Origin of the sequence: Pseudomonas sp. IT-P294, assembly GCF_949767865.1 — a bacterium.
In the GTDB taxonomy this organism is placed as follows: domain Bacteria; phylum Pseudomonadota; class Gammaproteobacteria; order Pseudomonadales; family Pseudomonadaceae; genus Aquipseudomonas.
Genome location: NZ_CATKQW010000033.1, coordinates 546357 through 569114, shown reverse-complemented (window position 1 = coordinate 569114; position 22758 = coordinate 546357). Strand labels below are relative to the sequence as shown.

General features: G+C 60.1%; 17 protein-coding genes and 4 tRNA genes. 4 read left to right on the top strand and 17 right to left on the bottom strand.

What is annotated here, in order from left to right; translation table 11 throughout:
* Positions 1–21: 21 nt before the first annotated feature.
* From ACM6I0_RS21610 to leuC, 7 genes are all read right to left on the bottom strand, one after another.
* Entirely contained in the window at positions 22–2676 is a 2655-nt protein-coding gene (locus ACM6I0_RS21610; RefSeq protein WP_414923202.1) for a FimV/HubP family polar landmark protein, read from the bottom strand.
* Positions 2677–2883: 207 nt separating this feature from the next.
* Positions 2884–3894 (bottom strand): aspartate-semialdehyde dehydrogenase, encoded by a 1011-nt coding sequence (locus tag ACM6I0_RS21605; protein ID WP_414923201.1) that lies wholly within the window; start codon positions 3892–3894, stop codon positions 2884–2886.
* A gap of 261 nt (positions 3895–4155) precedes the next feature.
* Complete coding sequence (gene asd / locus ACM6I0_RS21600) at positions 4156–5268, bottom strand: aspartate-semialdehyde dehydrogenase (protein ID WP_045057948.1); 1113 nt, start codon at positions 5266–5268, stop codon at positions 4156–4158.
* Positions 5269–5337: 69 nt separating this feature from the next.
* Positions 5338–6420, bottom strand: coding sequence for a 3-isopropylmalate dehydrogenase (gene leuB, locus ACM6I0_RS21595; RefSeq protein WP_285435639.1), 1083 nt, complete (start codon positions 6418–6420; stop codon positions 5338–5340).
* A 66-nt stretch (positions 6421–6486) separates the two neighbouring features.
* Positions 6487–7254: a class I SAM-dependent methyltransferase gene (locus ACM6I0_RS21590; RefSeq protein WP_414923200.1), complete on the bottom strand. Its 768-nt coding sequence runs from the start codon at positions 7252–7254 to the stop codon at positions 6487–6489.
* Between the two features lie 144 nt (positions 7255–7398).
* Complete coding sequence (gene leuD / locus ACM6I0_RS21585; protein WP_222585551.1) at positions 7399–8043, bottom strand: 3-isopropylmalate dehydratase small subunit; 645 nt, start codon at positions 8041–8043, stop codon at positions 7399–7401.
* Between the two features lie 11 nt (positions 8044–8054).
* Positions 8055–9473, bottom strand: coding sequence for a 3-isopropylmalate dehydratase large subunit (gene leuC, locus ACM6I0_RS21580; protein ID WP_285435643.1), 1419 nt, complete (start codon positions 9471–9473; stop codon positions 8055–8057).
* A gap of 148 nt (positions 9474–9621) precedes the next feature.
* On the opposite strand from leuC, the gene ACM6I0_RS21575 reads away from it, so the two are divergent.
* Both ACM6I0_RS21575 and ACM6I0_RS21570 read left to right on the top strand, forming a co-directional pair.
* Positions 9622–10512 (top strand): LysR family transcriptional regulator, encoded by an 891-nt coding sequence (locus ACM6I0_RS21575; RefSeq protein ID WP_285435644.1) that lies wholly within the window; start codon positions 9622–9624, stop codon positions 10510–10512.
* Positions 10513–10581: 69 nt separating this feature from the next.
* Positions 10582–13860, top strand: coding sequence for a PAS domain S-box protein (locus ACM6I0_RS21570; RefSeq protein ID WP_414923199.1), 3279 nt, complete (start codon positions 10582–10584; stop codon positions 13858–13860).
* Positions 13861–13905: 45 nt separating this feature from the next.
* Here the strand turns inward: ACM6I0_RS21570 and ACM6I0_RS21565 are convergent, their stop codons facing one another.
* The 10 genes from ACM6I0_RS21565 to gltX form a co-directional block, all read right to left on the bottom strand.
* Entirely contained in the window at positions 13906–14352 is a 447-nt protein-coding gene (locus ACM6I0_RS21565; protein ID WP_285435647.1) for an Hsp20 family protein, read from the bottom strand.
* A gap of 131 nt (positions 14353–14483) precedes the next feature.
* On the bottom strand, positions 14484–15443 hold the full coding sequence (locus tag ACM6I0_RS21560) for a tRNA dihydrouridine synthase (RefSeq protein ID WP_285435649.1): 960 nt from the start codon (positions 15441–15443) through the stop codon (positions 14484–14486).
* A gap of 166 nt (positions 15444–15609) precedes the next feature.
* The gene (locus ACM6I0_RS21555) at positions 15610–16059 is read right to left on the bottom strand and encodes an acyl-CoA thioesterase (RefSeq protein ID WP_285435651.1); all 450 of its coding nucleotides are present in this window, start codon (positions 16057–16059) and stop codon (positions 15610–15612) included.
* Between the two features lie 48 nt (positions 16060–16107).
* Positions 16108–16941 carry an alpha/beta fold hydrolase gene (locus ACM6I0_RS21550; RefSeq protein WP_285435652.1) on the bottom strand — a complete coding sequence of 278 codons (834 nt, stop codon included), beginning with the start codon at positions 16939–16941 and terminating at the stop codon, positions 16108–16110.
* Between the two features lie 30 nt (positions 16942–16971).
* The gene (locus tag ACM6I0_RS21545) at positions 16972–17511 is read right to left on the bottom strand and encodes a TetR/AcrR family transcriptional regulator (protein ID WP_090182264.1); all 540 of its coding nucleotides are present in this window, start codon (positions 17509–17511) and stop codon (positions 16972–16974) included.
* A 184-nt stretch (positions 17512–17695) separates the two neighbouring features.
* Positions 17696–17771 (bottom strand) — tRNA-Glu (locus ACM6I0_RS21540).
* Between the two features lie 80 nt (positions 17772–17851).
* Positions 17852–17927, bottom strand: a tRNA-Ala gene (locus ACM6I0_RS21535).
* Between the two features lie 53 nt (positions 17928–17980).
* Positions 17981–18056, bottom strand: a tRNA-Glu gene (locus ACM6I0_RS21530).
* A 79-nt stretch (positions 18057–18135) separates the two neighbouring features.
* Positions 18136–18211 (bottom strand) — tRNA-Ala (locus tag ACM6I0_RS21525).
* A gap of 190 nt (positions 18212–18401) precedes the next feature.
* The gene (gene gltX, locus ACM6I0_RS21520) at positions 18402–19883 is read right to left on the bottom strand and encodes a glutamate--tRNA ligase (protein WP_285435653.1); all 1482 of its coding nucleotides are present in this window, start codon (positions 19881–19883) and stop codon (positions 18402–18404) included.
* Positions 19884–20103: 220 nt separating this feature from the next.
* On the opposite strand from gltX, the gene ACM6I0_RS21515 reads away from it, so the two are divergent.
* Together ACM6I0_RS21515 and ACM6I0_RS21510 are read left to right on the top strand one after the other, a co-directional pair.
* On the top strand, positions 20104–21153 hold the full coding sequence (locus ACM6I0_RS21515) for an HlyD family secretion protein (protein ID WP_414923198.1): 1050 nt from the start codon (positions 20104–20106) through the stop codon (positions 21151–21153).
* 49 nt (positions 21154–21202) lie between these two features.
* Positions 21203–22693 carry an MDR family MFS transporter gene (locus ACM6I0_RS21510; RefSeq protein ID WP_285435805.1) on the top strand — a complete coding sequence of 497 codons (1491 nt, stop codon included), beginning with the start codon at positions 21203–21205 and terminating at the stop codon, positions 22691–22693.
* Positions 22694–22758 lie beyond the last annotated feature (65 nt).

The window sequence follows — 22758 nt, the reverse complement described above, 5'->3', positions numbered from 1 at the left end:
CGTTTACTGCCTACCGATCATTCATGCCAGACGCGAAAGCATTTCCTTGGCTTCGCTCTTCTGACCGGCATCACCCTCGGTTACCACTTCATTGAGGATGTCCCGGGCGCCGTCGTTGTCGCCCATGTCGATGTAGGCCTGGGCCAGATCGAGCTTGGTGGCCACTTCATCGGTGCCGGAGAGGAAGTCGAAGTCCGGCTCGTCAGCCATCGAAGCCGCCGCGTCTTCTGCGGTGAACGTCGGCTCGCTGATGCTCTGGGACAAACGATCCAACTCGGCGTTGACGTCATCCAGTTCGGCCGCGAAGGCATCTGGCTCAGCCGGGGTGGCATCCATTTCATCGGACAGCGACAGATCGAAATCGGCCGGCAACTCCAGATCGTCCTGTGGAACCTCAGGTTTAGCGGGAGCAACAGGCTCGACTGGCAGGTCCTTCACGCCCTCGTCCAGATCCAGCAGGAAGTCGTCATCGGCGAGGATCGCCGGCGAAGGGTCGCCGCCCAGATCCATGTCAAGATCGAAGTCCGACAGGTCATCGAGGTTTTCCTTGATGTCGGTCTGCTGCTGCAATACCGATTCAAAGCTCAGGTCGTCGTCCAGCGGGAATTCGTCAAGATCAACGGCAGGTTCCGGCTCTGGCGCAACCACCGCAGGAGAAGCGGCTTCCAGATCATCCAGGCTCAAATCGAAGGCGCTGTCGAAGTCATCAGCAGCCGCTGCCGGTGCTTGCGGCTCGTCCAGCAGCAGGTCCTTGACGTATTGCGCGTCGAGTTCGGCGGCAAGGGCCGCAGCAGCCAGCCCACCGGCAACCGCAATGGCCATGGCCGGGAAGCGGGTTTTAAGCTTTTCGACCTGAGCGAAGTTGTCACCGTTGGCCACCAATTGGCGCTCCTGGGCAACAAACGCATCACGATCGCCCTGCTGACCGTAGACTTCCATCAGCTTGAGTCGCAGGTCGCTACGCTGCGGCTCCTGCTTGATGCCGTCTTCGAGCATGGCGGCAGCCTGATTCAAACGACCAGCGGTAATGTGCGACTGTGCCTTGCCCAGCACATCGTCATCGCGCTCAGCCGCAGGCGAAATCAGTGGCGCGGCAATGGGCTGGGTGACCACAACCGGCTCAATAACTGGCGCTGGAGCGGGAGCTGGTACGGGCGCAGGCGCAAATGCAGGTGCAAATGCCGGCGCGGTCGCGAGCTTCACGTTCGGCGGTGGCACTTCCAGACCTTCGAAGCTGCTTTCCGGCAGCTCCTGCTCGGTAGAGAATTCCTTCTCGTCCTCCAGGGCACGGGCCATGCGCAGGTGCTTCTCGGCTTCTTGCTGTGCTTTGCGTCGACGCGCCAGCAACAACAGCAAGAGCAGCAGAACCACCGCACCGCCACCGACCAGACCCAACAGAATCGGATTGGTCAGCAGTTCGTTGAATTTTTGATCATCAGCGGTCGCGGGTGTCGGCTCGACAGGCTTCTCGGCGGGTGCTGGAGCGACTTCAGCGACTGGCGTCTCAGGCTTTGGTGTTGCCGCCACGTCTGCCGGCGTTGCCGCAGGGCTTGGCGCCAGCTCGGCGGAGATCGCCGGCGTATTAGCGGGAGCAGCAGCGGGTGCAGCGGGTGCACCGGCTGCGCCTTCGGCTTGCAGTTTGGCCAGTTGATTGTTTTTCAGCTCGATCAGACGTTGCAGCTTATCCAGCTGGCTTTGCAGATCGGTCATGCGGCTCTTCAGTTCGGCGTTGTCACGACGAGTCGTGTCGAGGCTTTCCTGGGTGACCGCCAATTTATTGCTCAAGGCCTTGGCATCGCCCCCTTTGCCACGACCTTTAGCGGTGTCGGCCGATACCAGGCTCAGCTTGTCCTTGGCCGTCTGCGCTGAACCGGCATCAGCCCGCCCGCGCTTGGTCGCATCGAGCTGCTGTTGTCCGGTCCCGGGCTTGGCCACATAACGCCGCCCCTGACGCCATGCAGTGTTCTGCGCAGCGACTTCGGCGATGGCTTTAGGCTGTGGCAGGCTGGTGGTTTGGGTCTGATCCGGCATGCGCAGCACCTGGCCGGTTTTCAACCGGTTGATGTTGCCGTCGATAAAGGCATCCGGGTTCAACGCCTGGATGGCCAGCATGGTTTGCTGGACCGAGCCGCCATTACGCGCCTTCGCGGCAATTTCCCACAAGGTATCGCGCGGCGTGGTGGTGTATTGGGCAGACTTGGCGGCACCGGTGACGGGTGCTGTCACAGCTGGAGTCGGTGCAGGCTGCGCAGCCGCTTCAGCGGTCTGCGGCGAGAATTTGGATGGATCGAGCAGCACGCTGTAATCACGCATCAGTCGACCGCTTGGCCACATGACCTGAACCAGGAATTTCACCATCGGTTCGGACAGTGGTTTGCTGGAGGTCACGCGCAGGACACTTTTACCGCTGGCGTTGAGCACCGGGGTAAAGGTCAGATCGTTGAGGAATGCCTGGCGGTCGACGCCAGCCTTGGCGAAATCTTCGGGCGAGGCCAGGCTCGGCACCACTTCGGCAGCGGTGAGGTCCTTGACGTCGAGCAGCTCGATTTCCGCCACCAAAGGTTGGTTCAGCGTCGACTTCAGGGTCAATTCCCCGAGCCCGAGTGCCTGCGCCATACCGGAGGACAGCGCCGAGGCGGCCGCTATTGCTAACACCAGTTTGCGAACTTGAACCATAGCCTCATCCTTTGTTTGAACATTCCTCGGCCAGCGAGAAGGTATTGATGGTCGCTGCCGTAAGGCATTGCGCGCAGCGCCGAAGTGTCGTCGCACGCGATCATTTCATTCATGCCCGGAAAGCCCCGGAGGGTGACTCGCCATCAGCAATCCGCCCAAGCATAACGCTCGACCGGACTCATTCGAAAAATTGTTGCCAAGTATCTTTTACAGCAGGTCTTTTATCAACAATTCAGCCACCTGCACAGCATTGAGCGCGGCGCCTTTGCGTACGTTATCTGACGTCAGCCACAGATTTAGTTCCGACAGGTCGTCGACACCATGACGAACCCGACCGACGTACACCACGTCCTGCCCTACCGCGTCGCCGACTGGCGTCGGGTAATCGCCGGCCTCCACCAGCTCGATGCCAGGCGCATCTTCCAGCGCCGCGTTGACTTTCGCCAGGTCCACAGCGCTCGCGGATTGCAAGGTCACGCTAAAGCTATCGCCAAAAAACACCGGGGCTTGAATGCAAGTGACGGAAATCTTTAATGAAGGCAGCGCCATGACCTGACGCAGCTCACGCACCAGGCGTTTTTCCAGCAGGGTGTGCCCCTGCTCGTCAGGTTTGCCGACCTGAGCCAACAGGTTGAACGCCATCTGCCGATCGAAGAACGTCGGCTCCAGCGGACGCACGTTAAGCAGCTCGGCGGTCTGCCGGGCCAGCTCGGTCACGGCTTCGCGGCCTTGCGCGGAGACCGCCAGGCACGCGGTGACGTGAATGCGTTGCAGGTCTAGCAAACCGAGCAACGGTGCGAGCACCACCGCCAGGGTGGTGGCCGACGGGCTTGGGCTGCTGACCTGGAACGGTTTTTTCAGACTGGCCAGGATGTCGGCATTGGCTTCCGGCACCACTTGCGGCGCCTGATCGGCGGTCAAGGCGCCGGACAGGTCGATCAGCGAGCAACCGGCTGCGACGGCACGCGAGGCAAAACTCAGGGTCACCGCCGGTCCTGCGGCGAAAAACACTAGCTGGACTTTGCTGAAATCGAACTCGTCAACTTCCCGCACCCGCACGTTCTTGCCGCGGAACGGCACCGAATGACCGGCGGATTCGCTGCTGGCCAGCAGGTGCAGATCTCCCACCGGAAAATCGCGCTCTTCGAGTATCTGCACGAGCGTTTCGCCGACAGTACCGGTGGCGCCGATCACGGCAATATCAAAGGACTGGCTCATGGTTCTACCTCTGGCGAAACGGGGGGAGCGGCACTTTACCGGGTGGTTGGCGCGCAGGCAATTCACCCCCACCCCGATCGTTCCCACGCTCTGCGTGGGAATGCCGCCAAGGACGCTCCGCGTTCTGCTTGCGCAAGTGACGCGGAGCGTCACGGGATGCATTCCCACGCGGAGCGTGGGAACGATCGATAAGCGCAGGCTATCGGGATAAAAAAACCCGCGCCTTCTTCAAGGCGCGGGTTCTTTCATTGCTTCAATCAATCAACGCTCAAGCAGGATCCGCAGCATGCGACGCAGCGGTTCGGCCGCGCCCCACAGCAGTTGGTCGCCGACGGTGAACGCGCCGACGAACTGCGAACCCATGTTCAGTTTGCGCAGGCGGCCAACCGGGACGTTCAGGGTGCCAGTGACTTTCGTCGGGCTCAGTTCCTGAATGCTCGCCTCACGGTTGTTCGGCACCAGCTTGACCCAAGGGTTGTGCTGGCTGATCAGCCCTTCGATGTCGGCGATCGGCACGTCTTTGTTCAGCTTGATGGTCAGCGCCTGGCTGTGGCAACGCATGGCGCCGATGCGCACGCAGATACCGTCGACCGGGATCGGGCTCTTGAAACGACCAAGGATCTTGTTGGTCTCGGCCTGGGCCTTCCACTCTTCACGGCTCTGGCCGTTCGGCAGTTCCTTGTCGATCCACGGGATCAGGCTGCCGGCCAGCGGTACGCCGAAGTTCTCAGTCGGGTACGCGTCGCTGCGCATGGCTTCGGCCACACGGCGGTCGATGTCGAGGATCGCGCTGGCAGGATCTGCCAGTTGATCGGCAACAGCGGCGTGGGTCGCGCCCATTTGCTTGATCAGTTCACGCATGTTCTGCGCGCCGGCACCGGAGGCTGCCTGATAAGTCATGGCGCTCATCCACTCGACCAGACCGGCTTCGAACAGACCGCCCAAGCCCATCAGCATCAGGCTGACGGTGCAGTTGCCGCCGATGTAGTTCTTGGTGCCCGCGTCGAGTTGCTGGTCGATGACCTTGCGGTTCACCGGGTCCAGCACGATCACCGCATCATCCTGCATGCGCAGGCTGGAAGCGGCGTCGATCCAGTAACCCTGCCAGCCGGCTTCGCGCAGCTTGGGGAAGACTTCGCTGGTGTAGTCGCCACCCTGGCAGGTCAAAATCACGTCAAGGGTTTTCAGCTCTTCAATGCTGTAAGCGTCCTTGAGCGGAGCAATGTCCTTGCCCACGGACGGGCCTTGGCCACCGACATTCGAAGTGGTGAAAAACACCGGCTCGATGAGATCGAAATCCTGCTCTTCCAGCATCCGCTGCATGAGCACGGAACCGACCATACCGCGCCAACCGATCAGACCTACACGTTTCATCGCAACTACACCTTCTTTAAAAAGTGGGCCGCTGCTTTCGAAGTTGAAAGTGGCAGCGGGCCCGAGAGATTACAGATTCCGCAGCGCGGCGACTACTGCGTCACCCATTTCCTGCGTACCGACTTTAGTGCAACCGGCCGACCAGATGTCGCCGGTGCGCAAGCCCTGGTCCAATACCAGACTAACGGCCTTCTCGATCGCATCCGCCGCATCCTGCAGATTGAAGCTGTAACGCAACATCATGGAGACCGACAAAATGGTCGCCAACGGGTTGGCAATGCCTTTGCCTGCGATGTCCGGCGCCGAACCGTGGCACGGCTCGTACATGCCTTTGTTGTTGGTATCCAGGGATGCCGACGGCAGCATGCCAATGGAACCGGTGAGCATCGACGCCTGGTCGGACAGAATGTCGCCGAACATGTTGTCAGTGACGATCACGTCGAACTGCTTCGGTGCGCGCACCAGCTGCATCGCGGCGTTGTCGACGTACATGTGGCTCAGTTCGACCTCTGGGTAATCCTTGGCCACTTCTTCAACGATTTCACGCCACAGCTGGCTGGACGCCAATACGTTGGCCTTGTCCACCGAGCACAGCTTCTTGCCACGCACCATCGCCATGTCGAAACCGACACGGGCAATGCGGCGGATTTCGCTTTCGCTGTACGGCAGCGTGTCGTAGGACTGGCGCTCGCCGTTTTCCAGGGTGCGGGTGCCGCGTGGCGCGCCGAAGTAGATACCGCCGGTCAGCTCACGGACGATCAGGATGTCCAGGCCGGCAACGATTTCCGGCTTCAGGCTCGATGCTTCAGCCAGTTGCGGATAGAGGATCGCCGGACGCAGGTTGCCAAACAGGCCCAATTGCGCACGAATTTTCAGCAGGCCGCGCTCAGGGCGGATGTCACGTTCGATGGCGTCCCATTTCGGGCCGCCAACCGCGCCCAGCAGAACCGCATCGGCCGCGCGGGCACGGTCCAGGGTTTCATCGGCCAGTGGCACGCCGTGCTTGTCGATGGCCGCGCCGCCGATCACGTCATGGCTGAGTTCGAAGCCCAGGCTGTACTTGTCGTTGGCAAGTGTAAGTACCTTGACCGCTTCGGCCATGATTTCCGGACCAATACCATCACCCGGGAGAATCAGAATCTGCTTGCTCATGCTTTCCTCATGTCATCAGTCGGCGCGCCCATGGGCACGCCGTGGAAAAAGTCTATTGTCAGGCGCTTATCGTTCAGCCATCAGCACCAATACATCGGTACTGAATGAACCATCGGCCTCAATCTCAAAATATTCGCGTACTTCGCTGCCCATCGACTGCTGCAATTCGCGGATTGCCGCGCGCATCACCTCTGGCGTGCGCATGCGCTCGACCCACGAGGTGTATTCCAGACGCAGCCGCTGGCGCGTGGTGCTGCGGGTATGCAACCCCGCTTCGCTGACCTGGCGCAACCACTCGCCGGCGGAATAATCGCGCACATGGCTAGTGTCGCGCAGGACTTCGACGCTTTGCAGGTAAGTGTCGAACAATGGGCTGCCCGGAGACAACACGTCGATGAACGCCGCCACGCCGCCCGGCTTCAGTACCCGACGGACTTCACGCAAGGCCAGGCCGAGATCGCTCCAATGGTGCGCCGAATAACGGCTGAACACGAAATCGAACTCGCCATCGGCGAACGGCAGGCGCTCGGCAGCACCGTTGACGGTGGTTACGTTGCTCAAACCACGATCTTGAGCGGCAGCACTCACCACGTCGAGCATTTGCCGGGACAGGTCGTAAGCCACGACTTCCTTGACCAGCGACGCCACGTGAAAACTCACGTGACCGGCACCGCACCCCAAATCCAGCACCCGCGCATCGCCCTGCCCGGCCACTTCGGCCTGTAGCAGCGCGAATTCGGTGCCTTGAGCATGAACGGCGCTGCTCAAATAGGCCGAAGCCTGTTCACCGAATTGCTTTTGGACTACCTGGCTGTGCTGGGCGGTGCTGGTCATCTGGACTTCCTTTTGGGGTGAGTCTTGGAGTGTTTATTCTGGCCTCATCGCGAGCAGGCTCGCTCCCACAGGGTTTTGTGATCGCCGCAAATCCAATGTGGGAGCCAGCCTGCTCGCGATGGCGTCATCACGCCTTACACAAACTTACGCGTCGCGAAACAACCACGGCTGGCTCGCACGATGCTTGGCTTCAAACGTCGCAATCGCCTCGTGATCCTGCAAAGTCAGGCCGATATCGTCCAGACCGTTCAACAGGCAATGCTTGCGGAACGCATCAATCTCAAAGCGCAGCACCTTGCCGTCCGGACGGGTCACGGTCTGGGCTTGCAGATCGACCTGCAACTGATAACCCGGGGTCGCTTCCACTTGCTGGAACAGCTCGTCGACTTCAGCGTCACTCAAGATGATCGGCAGCAAGCCGTTCTTGAAGCTGTTGTTGAAGAAGATGTCGGCGTAGCTCGGCGCGATGATGCTGCGAAAACCGTATTCTTCCAGGGCCCACGGCGCGTGCTCGCGGCTGGAACCGCAACCGAAGTTCTCACGGGCCAGCAACACGCTGGCGCCTTGGTAACGTTCGGCGTTGAGGACGAAGTCCTTGTTCAGTGGACGCTTGGAGTTGTCCTGATACGGCTGCCCGACATCCAGATAGCGCCACTCATCGAACAGGTTCGGGCCGAAGCCCGTGCGCTTGATCGACTTCAAGAACTGCTTCGGGATGATCTGGTCGGTGTCGACGTTGGCACGATCCAAAGGCGCGACAAGACCAGTGTGCTGGGTAAAAGCTTTCATGCTGCGCTCCTTTAGATCAATTCACGGACGTCGACGAAACGACCGTTTACCGCGGCGGCGGCGGCCATGGCCGGGCTCACGAGGTGGGTACGACCACCGGCGCCCTGACGGCCTTCGAAGTTGCGGTTGGAGGTCGATGCGCAATGCTCGCCCGATTCCAAACGGTCCGGGTTCATCGCCAGGCACATCGAGCAGCCCGGTTCACGCCATTCGAAACCGGCGTCGAGGAAAATCTTGTCCAGGCCTTCCGATTCGGCCTGAGCTTTCACCAGGCCCGAGCCCGGCACCACGATGGCTTGCTTGATGGTCGACGCCACTTTACGACCCTTGGCGATCACCGCCGCAGCGCGCAAATCTTCGATCCGCGAGTTGGTGCAGGAACCGATGAACACACGGTCCAGTTGAATGTCGGTGATCGCCTGGTTGGCGGTCAAACCCATGTATTTCAGGGCGCGTTCAATGGAGCCACGTTTGACCAGGTCCATTTCCTTGGCCGGGTCCGGCACGTTCTGGTCCACAGCCAACACCATTTCAGGCGAGGTGCCCCAGCTGACTTGTGGCTTGATCTGGGTCGCATCGAGCTCGACGATGGTGTCGAACTTGGCGTCTTTATCCGTCACCAGGTCTTTCCAGGCTTCGACAGCCAAATCCCATTCCGCGCCTTTCGGGGCAAATGGACGGCCCTTCACATAGGCCACGGTTTTTTCGTCAGCGGCCACCAGGCCTACGCGAGCGCCAGCCTCGATGGACATGTTGCAGATGGTCATGCGGCCTTCGACCGACAGATCGCGAATCGCGCTACCGGCGAATTCGATGGCATGGCCGTTACCGCCGGCGGTGCCGATTTTGCCGATGACAGCGAGGACGATGTCTTTGGCGGTCACGCCGAACGGCAGTTTTCCTTCGACCGACACCAACATATTCTTCATTTTTTTGGCGACCAGGCACTGAGTGGCGAGCACATGCTCGACCTCGGACGTGCCGATACCGTGAGCCAAGGCGCCGAATGCACCGTGAGTCGAGGTGTGGGAGTCGCCGCAGACCACGGTCATGCCCGGCAAGGTGGCGCCCTGCTCAGGACCGATGACGTGGACGATGCCTTGACGCACATCATTCATCTTGAATTCGACGATGCCGTATTCATCGCAGTTGTCGTCGAGGGTCTGAACCTGCAAACGCGAGACCTCGTCGGCAATGGCTTCGATGCCGCCCTTGCGCTCCGGGGTGGTCGGTACGTTGTGGTCCGGGGTCGCGATGTTGGCATCGATGCGCCAAGGCTTGCGCCCGGCCAGACGCAGGCCTTCAAAGGCTTGCGGCGAGGTCACTTCGTGGATGATGTGACGATCGATGTAGATCAGCGCAGAGCCATCGTCGCGCTGCTTGACCAAATGCGAATCCCAGAGCTTGTCGTAGAGCGTTTTGCCGGCCATCAGACGGTTTCCTCATCAGCTTGTTTCTATGCCCCGGGCCTTGAACATTTCAATAACCCCTTGGCTTGTGAGGTCGATCCTAGGGGGTTACATTAAATAACTCAAATTCATATTTTTTATGCTTTGGATAACCAACTGGAATACTTCAATGGACCTCGCCAACCTCAATGCCTTTATCGCGATTGCCGAGACCGGGAGCTTCTCAGGCGCCGGCGAGCGCCTGCACCTGACGCAACCAGCGATCAGCAAGCGGATTGCCGGGCTGGAGCAGCAATTGAAGGTGCGGCTGTTCGATCGGCTGGGCCGTGAAGTCAGCCTGACCGAGGCCGGACGCGCCCTGCTACCGCGGGCTTACCAGATCCTCAATGTGCTGGATGACACTCGCCGCGCGCTGACCAACCTGACGGGCGAAGTCACCGGCCGCCTGACACTGGCCACCAGTCACCACATCGGCCTGCACCGTTTGCCGCCCTTATTAAGGGAGTTCACCCGCCGCTACCCGCAGGTGGCGCTGGACATTCAGTTCCTCGATTCGGAAGTGGCCTACGAAGAAATCCTCCATGGGCGCGCGGAACTGGCGGTCATCACCCTGGCGCCCGAGCCGCATTCCCTGGTCAAAGCCACGCCGGTATGGGACGACCCGCTGGATTTCGTGGTCGCCCCGGAGCACTCGCTGATCAGCAACGGCGCCGTCAGCCTTGCAGATATCGCCCTGCACCCGGCCGTATTTCCCGGTGGAAACACCTTTACTCATCACATTGTCCAGCGCCTGTTCGAGGCCCAGGGATTGACACCGAACATCGCCATGAGCACGAATTACCTCGAAACCATCAAAATGATGGTCTCGATCGGCTTGGCGTGGAGCGTTTTGCCGCGCACCATGCTCGACGATCAGGTTGCGCGAATACCTTTACCGGGCATACAACTGACTCGCCAGCTAGGCTATATCCTGCACACCGAACGGACGCTGTCGAATGCGGCACGGGCTTTCATGGCCCTGCTGGATGCACAAATCGATCTGCCAGGGACTCAAGGCTAACGTGTGTAACTGCCATGCAGCCGCGAATTCCTGTGCCTAACGCCCAATTCAGCCCAAGGCTTGCTGCCAATGCCCAAATCTGTTGACCGTATTCCGCCAATGCCGCGTATCCAGGCGCTAGACCCAAAACGATCCGAGCAGAGCTGGGAAAGTGCGCCGCAATTGCTGGCCGCCCTCAATGGTGCGCGTCTGGGCGCCTGGTATTGGGACATCGAGCGCGGGCAGATCAGTTGGTCGCGGGGCACTCAGGCGTTATTCGGCTTCGATCCGCGCCAACCGTTGCCGGCCGATCTGGAATACCTCGACTTGTTGCCGCCGGAGGATCGTGCGAAAACCGTCCGCGCCTTCCATGCGGTGATCGCCGGCGCCCCGCTGGAACAGGCGATGCATCACCGCATCCGCTGGCCCGATGGCAGCCTGCACTGGCTGGAAATTAATGGCAGTTTGCTGCCGGATAAACACGGACGACCGCGAATGATCGGCGTGATCCGCGAAATCACCCACCAACGCCAACGCGAACAGGCACTGAGCAGCTCGGAAAAACGCTTCGCCACGCTGTTCCACCTGTGCCCGAACATGGTGTTGTTGACCCGCCAGGAAGACGGCCTGATTACCGAAGCCAACCAGTATTTCGAAAGCCTGTTCGGCTGGCCGGTGCAAGATGCCATTGGCCGCACCACCGTCGAACTGGGTCTGTGGGTACACCCGGAGCAACGGGCCGCGCTGGTCACGGCGACCAAGGCCAAGGGCGAACTGACCAGCATGGAGGTGCAGTTTCGCGCCAGCAACGGCCAGATCCACGACGGCATCCTCAGCGCACAAAAGGTCGAACTCGAAGGCCAGCCGTACCTGCTGAGCACCTTTCTCGACACCACCGAACGCAAAGCCGCCGAGCACGCCCTGAAGGACAGCCAGGAACGCCTCGACCTGGCCCTGGATTCGGCGCAACTCGGCACGTGGGACTGGCACATTCCCAGCGGCATGCTCTACGGCTCGGCTCGAGCCGCCCAACTGCACGGGCTGGACCCCATACCTTTTCATGAATCCTTCGAGGCGTTTTTCGAAGGCGTGCCCGGCGAAGAACGCGACAGCATGCGCGACGCCTACCGCAGCCTGCGTGAAGGGCCGGCGGGCAATTATCAACTGACCTACCGTGTGCAACTGGACGATGGCAGCTCGCGCTACCTCGAAAGCCGCGCCCGGCTTTACCGCGACGAAAACGGCGCTCCGCTGCGCATGGCCGGCACCTTGCTGGACATCACCGACCAGGTGGAACGCGAACAACGGCTGGTGGCCTCCGAAGAGAAATTCGCCACGCTGTTCCAGGTCAGCCCGGACCCGATTTGCGTGACGCGCCAGGACACCGGCCAGTTCATCGAGATCAACTCCAGCTTCACTCAGACCTTCGGCTGGAGCGCCGTGGAAGTGATCGGGCGCAGCGCCGACGAAATCGGCCTGTGGGACGCTTCGGCAAAAAGCCTGCAACGAATCGAACAGGTCATCCGCGAACAGAGCCTGAACAACGTAGCCATCGTCGCCCAGCACAAGGACGGGCAATCCCTGACCTGCGTGATTTCCAGCCGACAGATCAGCGTCGGCGAACAGCCGTGCATCGTCACGACGCTGCGCGACATCACCCAGCAGCAGCGCTCCGAAGCGGCACTGAAGGCCAGCGAGGAGAAGTTTGCCAAGGCGTTCCATTCAAGCCCCGACGCCATCACCATCACCGAGCGTGACACCGGGCGCTACCTGGAGGTCAACGACGGCTTCTGTCGCCTGACGGGATATCGCGCCGATGAGGTGCTGGGCCGCACGGTGTATCAGGTCGGCATCTGGGCGCAAGAGAAGCAACGCTCGGCACTGCTTGCCGAGTTGCAGATCAAGGGCCGCGTGCACCACCAGGAAATGATCGGCCGCAACAAGCGCGGCGAACTGCTGACCGTCGAAGTCTCGGTGGAGCCCATCACCCTCAACGAAACCGCGTGCTTGCTGCTGACCGCCCGGGACGTCAGCCTGCTGAAAAATGCCGAAGCGCAAATCCGTCACCTGGCGTACCACGACCCGCTGACCAACCTGCCGAACCGCGCGTTGTTGATGGACCGCCTGAGCCAACAAATCGCCCTGCTCAAGCGGCATAACCTGCGTGGCGCGCTGCTGTTCCTTGACCTCGATCACTTCAAGCACATCAACGACTCACTCGGTCACCCGGTGGGCGATACCGTGCTGAAGATCATCACCGCGCGCCTTGAGGCCAGTGTGCGTATGGAGGACACCGTGGCTCGCCTGGGCGGCGATGAGTTTGTGGTGCTGCTCAGCGGCCTGGAAGGCTCGCGCAACGAGGTCAGCGCACAGGTCCGGGACTTGGCGGACACCCTGCGCGAATTGCTGTCGGAGCCGATGTTCCTCGACGGCCAACGCCTGCAGGTGACACCGAGCATCGGCATCGCGCTGATTCCCGACCACGGCTCGACACCGACTGACCTGCTCAAACGCGCCGACATCGCGCTTTACCGCGCCAAGGACTCGGGCCGCAATACCACGCAGATGTATCACAACACCATGCAGAAGGCCGCCAGCGAACGCCTGCGCATGGAAACCGACCTGCGTCAGGCCCTCTCCCGTGGCGAGTTTGACGTGCATTACCAACCCCAGGTCGACGCACGGGGCAACCGCATTGTCGGCGCCGAAGCCCTGGTGCGCTGGAACCACCCGGAACTGGGGCCGCAATCACCCACCGAGTTCATCAAGGTGCTGGAAGACAGCGGATTGATTCTGGAAGTCGGCACCTGGATCCTCGACGAAGCCTGCGCCGCGTTCAAACAGCTGGTTGCCAAAGGCCTGATCAACCCGCTCAGCTTCAGCCTGTGCGTCAACATCAGCCCGAGGCAGTTCCGCCAGAACGATTTTGTCGAACGCATCGAGCACAGCCTCGGCAGCCACGGCCTGCCCTGCTCGCTGCTGAAACTGGAAATCACCGAAGGCATCGTCATTCAGAATCTGGAAGACACCATCAACAAAATGCGCCGCCTGAAAAAACTCGGTGTGAGCTTTGCGATGGACGACTTTGGCACCGGTTACTCCTCGCTGACTTACCTAAAACGGCTGCCGGTCGACACACTGAAAATCGATCAGTCGTTCATCCGCGACGCCACCACCGACCCCAACGACGCCGAAATCATCCGCGCCATTGTCGCCATGGCGCGCAGCCTGGAATTGAAGGTAATCGCTGAAGGCGTGGAAACGGCGGAGCAACTGGAGTTTTTACAGGGGTTGGGCTGCCATTTTTACCAAGGGTATCTGCACAGTCGGCCGTTACCGGTGGAGGAGTTTCAGAAGCTGCTGAAATGAAGACACAAAAAAGGGCGCCAATGGCGCCCTTTTCATCGCTCCGACTCAGTGCTGCAGAGCCGGTTTTTCTGTCCCGTTGATCGGGATTCGTTTGGCTTTCGCCTCTTCCGGAATCACCCGCAACAGGTCGATACTCAACAAACCGTTGCTCAGGCCGGCAGCCTTGATTTCGATATGGTCCGCCAGACGGAAGGACAGTTTGAAGGCGCGCTGTGCGATGCCCTGGTACAGATAGGTGACGTCTTCGTTTGCGTCACGTTTGCCACCACTGATGGTCAGCACACCTTTTTCCACTTGCAGGTCCAGGTCTTCTTCCTGGAACCCCGCGGCTGCCACGACGATACGGTATTGGTCTTCGCCGTGTTTTTCCACGTTGTAGGGTGGGTAGGTGCTACCTGGCTCGTTGCGCAGGGCGGTTTCGAACAAGTCATTAAAACGGTCGAAGCCCACCGAGGAACGGAACAGAGGGGCCATCGAAAATGCAGTACTCATGATTCAAATCTCCTGAAAACAGATCAGCAAGTTTTTTTGTCTCCGCGACCCGGATTCGGCATCGCGTAATCCTTAAATAAGGATCGCCAATTGCTTTTCAAGAGATTTTTTCTGGTTTTTTTAAAAAAATTTTACGCCGCTTCAGACACCTGCAACCCCAGCAAACGCGAGACTTGATCGAGTTCGGTTTCACGGCGCAGGACGGTAAACAACTCGACCGCTTCAGGATAATTGCGGGTCAACATCGCCAGCCATTGCTTCAAGCGACCGGGCGATTGGCGTGGCGTCATCTGTGCCTTGGCTTGCAGCCAGAAGTCCTGGATCAGCGGCAGCAACTCGCTCCAGGTCATCTCAATGACCTCCTCGCCAGCCCTCGCCGCCGCGATTTGCCGGGCCAGGTCAGGACGTGAGACCAGGCCACGACCGAGCATGATGTCTTCGACACCGCTGATTTCGCGACAACGACGCCAGTCTTCGACGCTCCAGATATCGCCATTGGCGAAAACCGGCACCTTGACCACGTCCTGCACGCGGGGGATCCATTCCCAATGCGCAGGCGGCTTGTAGCCATCGGTTTTGGTCCGCGCATGAACCACGATGTGCGCCGCGCCGCCTTCGGCCAGGGCCGTGGCACAGACCAGCGAGCCGTCCGGGCTGTCGAAGCCCAGGCGCATCTTGGCGGTGACTGGAATGTGCGCCGGCACCGCGCGACGTACGTGTTCAACGATCTGGTTGAGCAATTCAGGCTCTTTGAGCAACACGGCGCCGCCGCGCGATTTGTTGACGGTCTTGGCCGGGCAGCCGAAGTTCAGGTCGATGACCTCGGATCCCAACTCACACGCCAACGCAGCGTTTTCCGCCAGACACACAGGGTCGGAGCCGAGCAACTGCACCCGCAACGGAACACCGGACGCGGTGCGTGCACCGGTCAGCAGTTCCGGACCGAACTTGTGGTAATAGGCAGGCGTCAGCAGTTGATCGTTGATCCGGATGAACTCGGTCACGCACCAATCGATACCGCCCACACGGGTCAGCACGTCCCGCAGGATGTTGTCGACCAACCCCTCCATGGGCGCCAAAGCAATTTGCATGAAAAACACACTCGACGAAAAACGTGCGGCAGTTTACTGGATTGCGCGGGAAATCTGCAGAACATCGCAGATTCCCCTGTGGGAGCGAGCCTGCTCGCGATAGCGGTGTGTCAGCCAACAGGAATGCGGCTGATGCACCGCTATCGCGAGCAGGCTCACTCCCACATTAGATTTTGGTTGCATCCAGAATCTGCAACGCCGGGCCATAACCCTCGATGAACTCGGCCGGCATGCGCTTGGGCTTGCCGGTGGACAATTCGATGCACACAAAGGTGGTTTGCGCCCGCAGCAGCGTGGTGTTGTCGCTGGGCCGCTTCAACTGGAAGTGTCGGGTCATTTTCAGGCGCTGATCCCAGTCGACGATCCAGGTCGCCAATTGCAACTCATCGCCCTCATAGGCTGCGGCCAGGTAGTCGATCTCATGCCGCACCACCGCCATCGCCCGGTCCAGTCGACGATATTCGACCAGGTCCAGGCCCAGCCGCTGCGAATGGCGCCAGGCGCAGCGTTCGAGCCAGGTCACGTAAACCGCGTTATTGGCGTGACCCAGCCCGTCGATGTCTTCGGCGCCGACTTCCAGATCAATGATAAATGGCGTTGCCCGATCCCAGCCCATGCCCCACTCCCGGTCAGATGATTTTGACCGGGGCAGTGTAACGGATGCTTACGCCGATTGGCGCGATTGCAGACTGCGACCGGCCAGCAGTGACAGCACGCCATCAATCACCCGGTGATCCGCCAGCACGCGCTGATGGCCGCCCTCTTCCAGGCGCAACAGTCGACTGTCGAACCAGGCCTCATTGATCAACTGGGCTTCCTTGACCGGGACAAACTTGTCATCTTCGGCATGGACGATCAGGCCTGGCATGTCGAGCTGGTAATGAGCGACGTCCAGCGCTGCAGCGCGCATACCGACGTCTCTCTCGACCTGACGAATGAACGCAGAGCGCGCCTTGGGTGGCAGTCGCACGTGGCGGGCGAAACCGCGCAGGACCCCGAGAATCCGCGCCGGCGCGGCAATCGTCACCAGGGTTTCGGTACGCAGGCCCAACTGAACGGCGAGCATGGCACTCGCCCCGCCCATGGAATGGCCGATGACTGCTTGCAGCGGCGGCAACTCGGCAGCCGCCTCAAGCATGGCCCTGGCAAACAGCACCACATTGGCCTCACGACCAGGGGAGCGGCCATGCGCCGGACCGTCCAGCGCAACCACGGAGTAACCGGCATCGACCAGCGCAGTAATAAGGCTCGCAAACTGCGTCGGCCGGCCTTCCCAGCCGTGCATCAGCAATACCGCCGGCCCTTGCCCCCAGCGCAACGCCGAGAGGCCAAAGCGCAGAGTGATTCGTTCGGATCTTGCCAGTAGCGGCAGTTCCCAATCACGTGGTGGCAGGTCTCGTGGCGTCATGAACGCCAGTCGCATCTTGCTCGCGACCAATGTCGGAGCAAACCAGCCCAAGGTGCCATTAACGCCACGAACCCACTTCAACGTGTTCATCGCTCTCACTCCCAAGGCCTTGCCTTCAGGTCATAGCACCGCTGATTTGGCGGCGCGCAGCAATCGATCGGACAACTCTCCTGGCCCCAGCGCCCGCGCCAGAGCCAGACCACCGACCATCAAGGCCATGTCGGCCAAGGCTTTGTCGGTGTCTTCCGGGCTGGCCGCCAACTGCGCGACCATCATTTCAACGTGTTCATTCAACGCCACACGAAACTCGTCCGGCAGACGCCCCAACTCGCCGACAGATGCCGGGATCGGGCAAGCTGACTCGGAGGAATCACGGTGCTTACGCGACAGATAGAACGCCGCCACCAACGCGCGGCGCTCTTCGCCGGTCAGTTGCGAGTCCATCTCTGCGATCAAGCCACGGCGATGACCGAGCAGTTGCTTGAACGCTTCCAGCATCATCGCGTCCTTGCTTTCGAAGTGTGCGTAGAAGCCGCCAACCGTCAGGCCGGCTGCGCCCATCACTTCGCCCACACTCGGTTCGGCCGGGCCGCGCTGAATCAGCGCTGCGCTGGCGGCCTTGAGGATGCGTTCGCGGGTTTGAGCTTTTTTATCGTTCATCGTTGCCTCCGAATATTACGACTAGAATATTATTCTCATAATAATTTTCCGCAAGTCGTGGATGTGACCGCTGGTCTGAAGAACAGTTTGAAAGAAACGGGGGGATTTGGCCAAACGCCAGACAAACAAAAGGGCCATTCAATAATTGAATGACCCTTATAAAATCCCGCAGAGCGGGTAATCGTGGCGTCCCCTAGGGGACTCGAACCCCTGTTACCGCCGTGAAAGGGCGGTGTCCTAGGCCACTAGACGAAGGGGACGCAAAACCTTCTATACAACTGATCAGTGCTGAGTGCTGATCGATTCAAGGCCGGTGTGGCCAGACCTTGAACTGTAAAATTGGTGGAGCTAAACGGGATCGAACCGTTGACCTCTTGCATGCCATGCAAGCGCTCTCCCAGCTGAGCTATAGCCCCGGATTTTTCGCCTCGCGGCGGAGCGACATCTTGCAACATCGCTTCTGTAAAACTGGCGTCCCCTAGGGGACTCGAACCCCTGTTACCGCCGTGAAAGGGCGGTGTCCTAGGCCACTAGACGAAGGGGACGCAAACCCTTCTATACAACAGATCAACGCTGAGTGTTGATCGCTTCAAGGCCGGTGTGGCCAGACCTTGAAGTGTAAATTGGTGGAGCTAGACGGGATCGAACCGTCGACCTCTTGCATGCCATGCAAGCGCTCTCCCAGCTGAGCTATAGCCCCTCATCGCTGAGGACGGGGCGAATCTTAATGGCGCATCGGAAACGTGTCAAATTTATTTTTAACAATTTCCAAAGTTTTTTGCCGACATAACAATCACTTACCGCCCTCCCCCCGAAAAACCGGGGGTGACGCCGAAGGCAGGATCAAAAGATCACGGCCTCCGGCAGCGCCTGCACGGGATCAAATGCCCTTAGGCGATGTTGCCCAAGAGTTTTTCCCACTCCTTGTTTTCCTTTTTCGACACGCCGCCCAGCAGGTCAATCGCCTGGCGCAGACGGAAACGGGTCAGGTCCGGACCGAGGATCTCCATCGCATCAAGCACCGACACCGAGCTGGCCTGGCCGGTGATCGCGGCGAACATCAGCGGCATGGCGTCACGCAGCTTCAGCTCCAGGGATTCGACCACCGCCTGAATCGTCGCAGTGATGTTGTCCTTCTCCCACTGACGCAGGCTTTCCAGCTTCCACAGGATCAACTGCATCAACTGACGCACCTGATCGCCCGACAGCTTCTTGGACTCGAACAGCTTGGCATCCGGGTTCACGCCACCGGCGAAGAAGAAACCGGCCAGCGGTGCAACCTGGCTGAAAGTTTCTACACGGCCCTGCACGTGCGGTGCGATTTTCATCATGTATTCGGGGTTCAGCGCCCAGGTTTGCAAGCGACTGGCGAACTCTTCCACCGGCAAGTCACGCAGCCACTGCCCGTTGAGCCACGACAGTTTTTCGATGTCGAAAATCGGCCCACCGAGGGACACACGGCTCAGGTCGAAGTGGTCGACCATTTCCTGCAGCGAGAACTTCTCACGCTCGTCCGGCATCGACCAGCCCATGCGGCCCAGGTAATTGAGCATCGCTTCGGGCATGAAGCCCATGCGCTCGTAGAACGTCACCGACGTCGGATTCTTGCGCTTGGACAGCTTACTCTTGTCCGGGTTACGCAGCAGCGGCATGTAGCACAGCTGCGGTTGTTCCCAGCCGAAGTATTCGTACAGCAGGATCAGTTTCGGCGCAGACGGCAACCATTCTTCGCCGCGCAGGACGTGGGTGATGCCCATCAGATGGTCGTCGACCACGTTGGCCAGGAAGTACGTCGGCAGGCCGTCGGTCTTCATCAACACTTGCATGTCCATGCGATCCCACGGGATCTCGACGTCGCCACGCAACATGTCCGGGACCACGCACACGCCTTCGCTCGGCACCTTCATGCGGATCACGTGCGGCTCGCCAGCGGCCAGGCGGCGCGCGACCTCTTCTTTGGACAGCAGCAGCGCACGGCCGTCGTAACGCGGGGTTTCGCCACGTGCCATTTGCTCGGCACGCATCTGGTCCAGCTCTTCGGCGGTGCAGAAGCACGGGAAGGCATGGCCCATGTCGACCAGTTGCTGGCAGTACTTTTGATAGATGTCGCCGCGTTCGCTCTGACGATACGGACCGTGCGGGCCGCCGACATCCGGGCCTTCGCTCCAGTCGATACCCAGCCAGCGCAGGGCGTCGAAAATCTGTTGTTCGGACTCGCGGGTCGAACGCAATTGGTCAGTGTCTTCGATCCGCAGGATGAACTCACCGCCGTGCTGCTTGGCAAAGCAGTAGTTGAACAAAGCGATGTAAGCGGTACCTACGTGGGGGTCCCCGGTAGGCGATGGCGCGATGCGAGTGCGGACGGTGGTCATGGCAAGTCTCGAAATGAAGATAAAACAAAGGGCGAATGGTAACAGGCGATACCCGCCCGGCTCCAGTCAGCAGGGCATTTAAGCCAACGTTGCGTCTACAACGGGCCTTAGCCGCGATGAATGATGGATTATCAGCCGATGGCATTTACCCACTATCGCCTGTATGCCAAATTCGCCTGCTGATAACTTCCCTTACACTTTCTCGACTACAGTCTGCCCCATGCCTGCCCAACTCAAGCGTCGCCTGTTTATTTTCCTGTTGATCGTCCTGCTGATTGCCGGGGGCTTTTTCGCCCAGTGGTTCTTCAAGGGACGGTTTTACGAAAGCACCGACAATGCCTATGTCCAGGGCGAGATCACCCGTGTCTCGAGCCAACTGGGCGCGCGCATCGAGCAGGTGCTGGTGCAGGACAACCAGCACGTAGAGAAAGGCCAACTGCTGATCAAGCTCGAAGGCGATGATTTTCACCTCGCCGTCGACCGCGCCAACGCGACCCTCGCCACCCGCCAGGCCGAACGCCTGCAAGCCCAGAGCAAACTGACCCAGCAAGCCAGCCTGATCGCCGCCAGCGAAGCGCAAGTGGCTTCCAGCCAGGCGAGCCTGGGCCGCTCGCAGATCGATTTGTCCAGGGCGCAAACCTTGCGCAAACCCGGCTACGTGTCGGAAGAACGGGTCACCACGCTCTCCGCCGATACTCACATCGCCCGCTCGCAAGTGACCAAGGCTCAGGCGGATGCGCAAAGTCAGCGCCAGCAAGTCAACTCTCTGAGCGCCGAGATCAAGCGTCTCGACGCCATGATCGCCAACGCCAGGACCGACCTCGCCCAGGCCGAACTGAACCTGACCCGCAGCGAAATCCACGCACCCATCAGCGGCCTGATCGGCCAGCGCGCGGCTCGCGAAGGCCAGTACGTGCAGGCTGGCGCGTATCTATTGTCGATCGTCCCGGATCAGGACATCTGGATTCAGGCCAATTTCAAGGAAACCCAGATTGGCCACATGCAGCCCGGGCAGAAAGCCAGGCTGACCTTCGACGCCTACAGCGACACGCCGATCGAGGCGCGAGTCGACAGTCTGTTCGCCGCCTCGGGCGCGCAGTTCAGCCTGTTGCCGCCCGACAATGCCACGGGCAACTTCACCAAAGTCGTACAACGAATTCCGGTCAAACTGACGTTCGCTGCGGACAATCCGCTGCGCGGCAAGATTCGCCCGGGGATGTCAGTCACCGCCAAAGTGAACATCAAAGACGCCCCTGACGATGGCCGGTGATCAACTGATCCGTCCGGTCGGCGAACCGACCCGGCGGGACTGGATCGCGGTGATGAGCGTGATGCTCGGCGCCTTCATGGCCGTGCTCGACATCCAGATCACCAACTCGTCGCTCAAGGACATTCAGGGCGCGTTGTCGGCGACACTGGAAGAAGGCTCGTGGATTTCCACTTCGTACCTTGTCGCGGAAATCATCATGATCCCGCTGACTGCGTGGCTGGTGCAGCTGCTCTCGGCGCGACGCCTGGCGGTCTGGGTCTCGCTCGGATTTCTCGCTGCCTCCCTGCTCTGCTCCATGGCCTGGAGCCTGGAGAGCATGATCATCTTCCGCGCCTTGCAGGGGTTCACCGGTGGCGCGCTGATTCCGCTGGCGTTCACCCTTACGCTGATCAAACTCCCGGAGCACCACCGCGCCAAAGGCATGGCGATGTTTGCCATGACCGCGACGTTCGCCCCCTCTATCGGCCCGACACTGGGTGGCTGGCTGACCGAGAACTGGGGCTGGGAATACATCTTCTATATCAACATACCGCCGGGCCTGATCATGATCGCGGGCCTGATGTATGGCCTGGAGAAGAAAGAAGCGCATTGGGAATTGCTCAAAAGCACTGACTACATGGGCATCCTTACGCTCGGTGTCGGCCTCGGCTGTTTGCAGGTGTTTCTGGAGGAAGGCCATCGCAAGGACTGGCTGGAGTCGAACCTGATCGTGACCCTTGGCAGCATTGCGCTGGTCAGCTTGATCACGTTTGTAATCGTGCAATTTTCCAAACCCAATCCGCTGATCAACCTCGGCATCCTGGGCAATCGCAACTTTGGTTTGTCGAGTATTTCCAGTGTCGGTATGGGCGTCGGGTTGTACGGCTCGATCTATTTGTTGCCGCTGTACCTGGCGCAGATCCAGAATTACAACGCCCTGCAAATCGGCGAAGTAATCATGTGGATGGGCGTGCCGCAGCTGTTTCTGATTCCGATGGTGCCGAAGCTGATGAAGATCATATCGCCGAAATGGCTGTGCACCCTGGGCTTCGGACTGTTCGGGCTGGCGAGTTTTTCATCTGGGGTGCTGAACCCGGACTTTGCCGGGCCGCAGTTCAATCAGATCCAGATCATCCGGGCGCTGGGTCAGCCGCTGATCATGGTGACCATCTCGCTGATCGCCACGGCATACATCCTGCCGCAGGACGCGGGGTCGGCGTCGAGCCTGTTCAACATCCTGCGCAACCTCGGCGGCGCCATCGGCATCGCCCTCCTCGCGACCTTGCTGGATGCGCGAACCAAGACCTATTTTGATTATCTGCGTGAATCGATCGTCCCGAGCAACCCGCAAGTGGCGGAGCGGATGGCGTCGATGACGGACCGGTTTGGCAGTGAAACGGCAGCGTTGGGCAAGCTGAGTGAGATCGCCCATCAGCAGGCGTCAATCATGGCGTACAACGATGCGTTTCATTTTGTCGGGATTGCGTTGGGGATCAGCATGATTGCGGTGTTGTTGACCAAGAAGTTGCCAGCGGGGCTCAAGGCTGGCGAGGCGCACTAGTCACCGCCGATCGTTCCCATGCTCCGCGTGGGAATGAATCCAGTGACGCTCCGCGTCACAGTGGA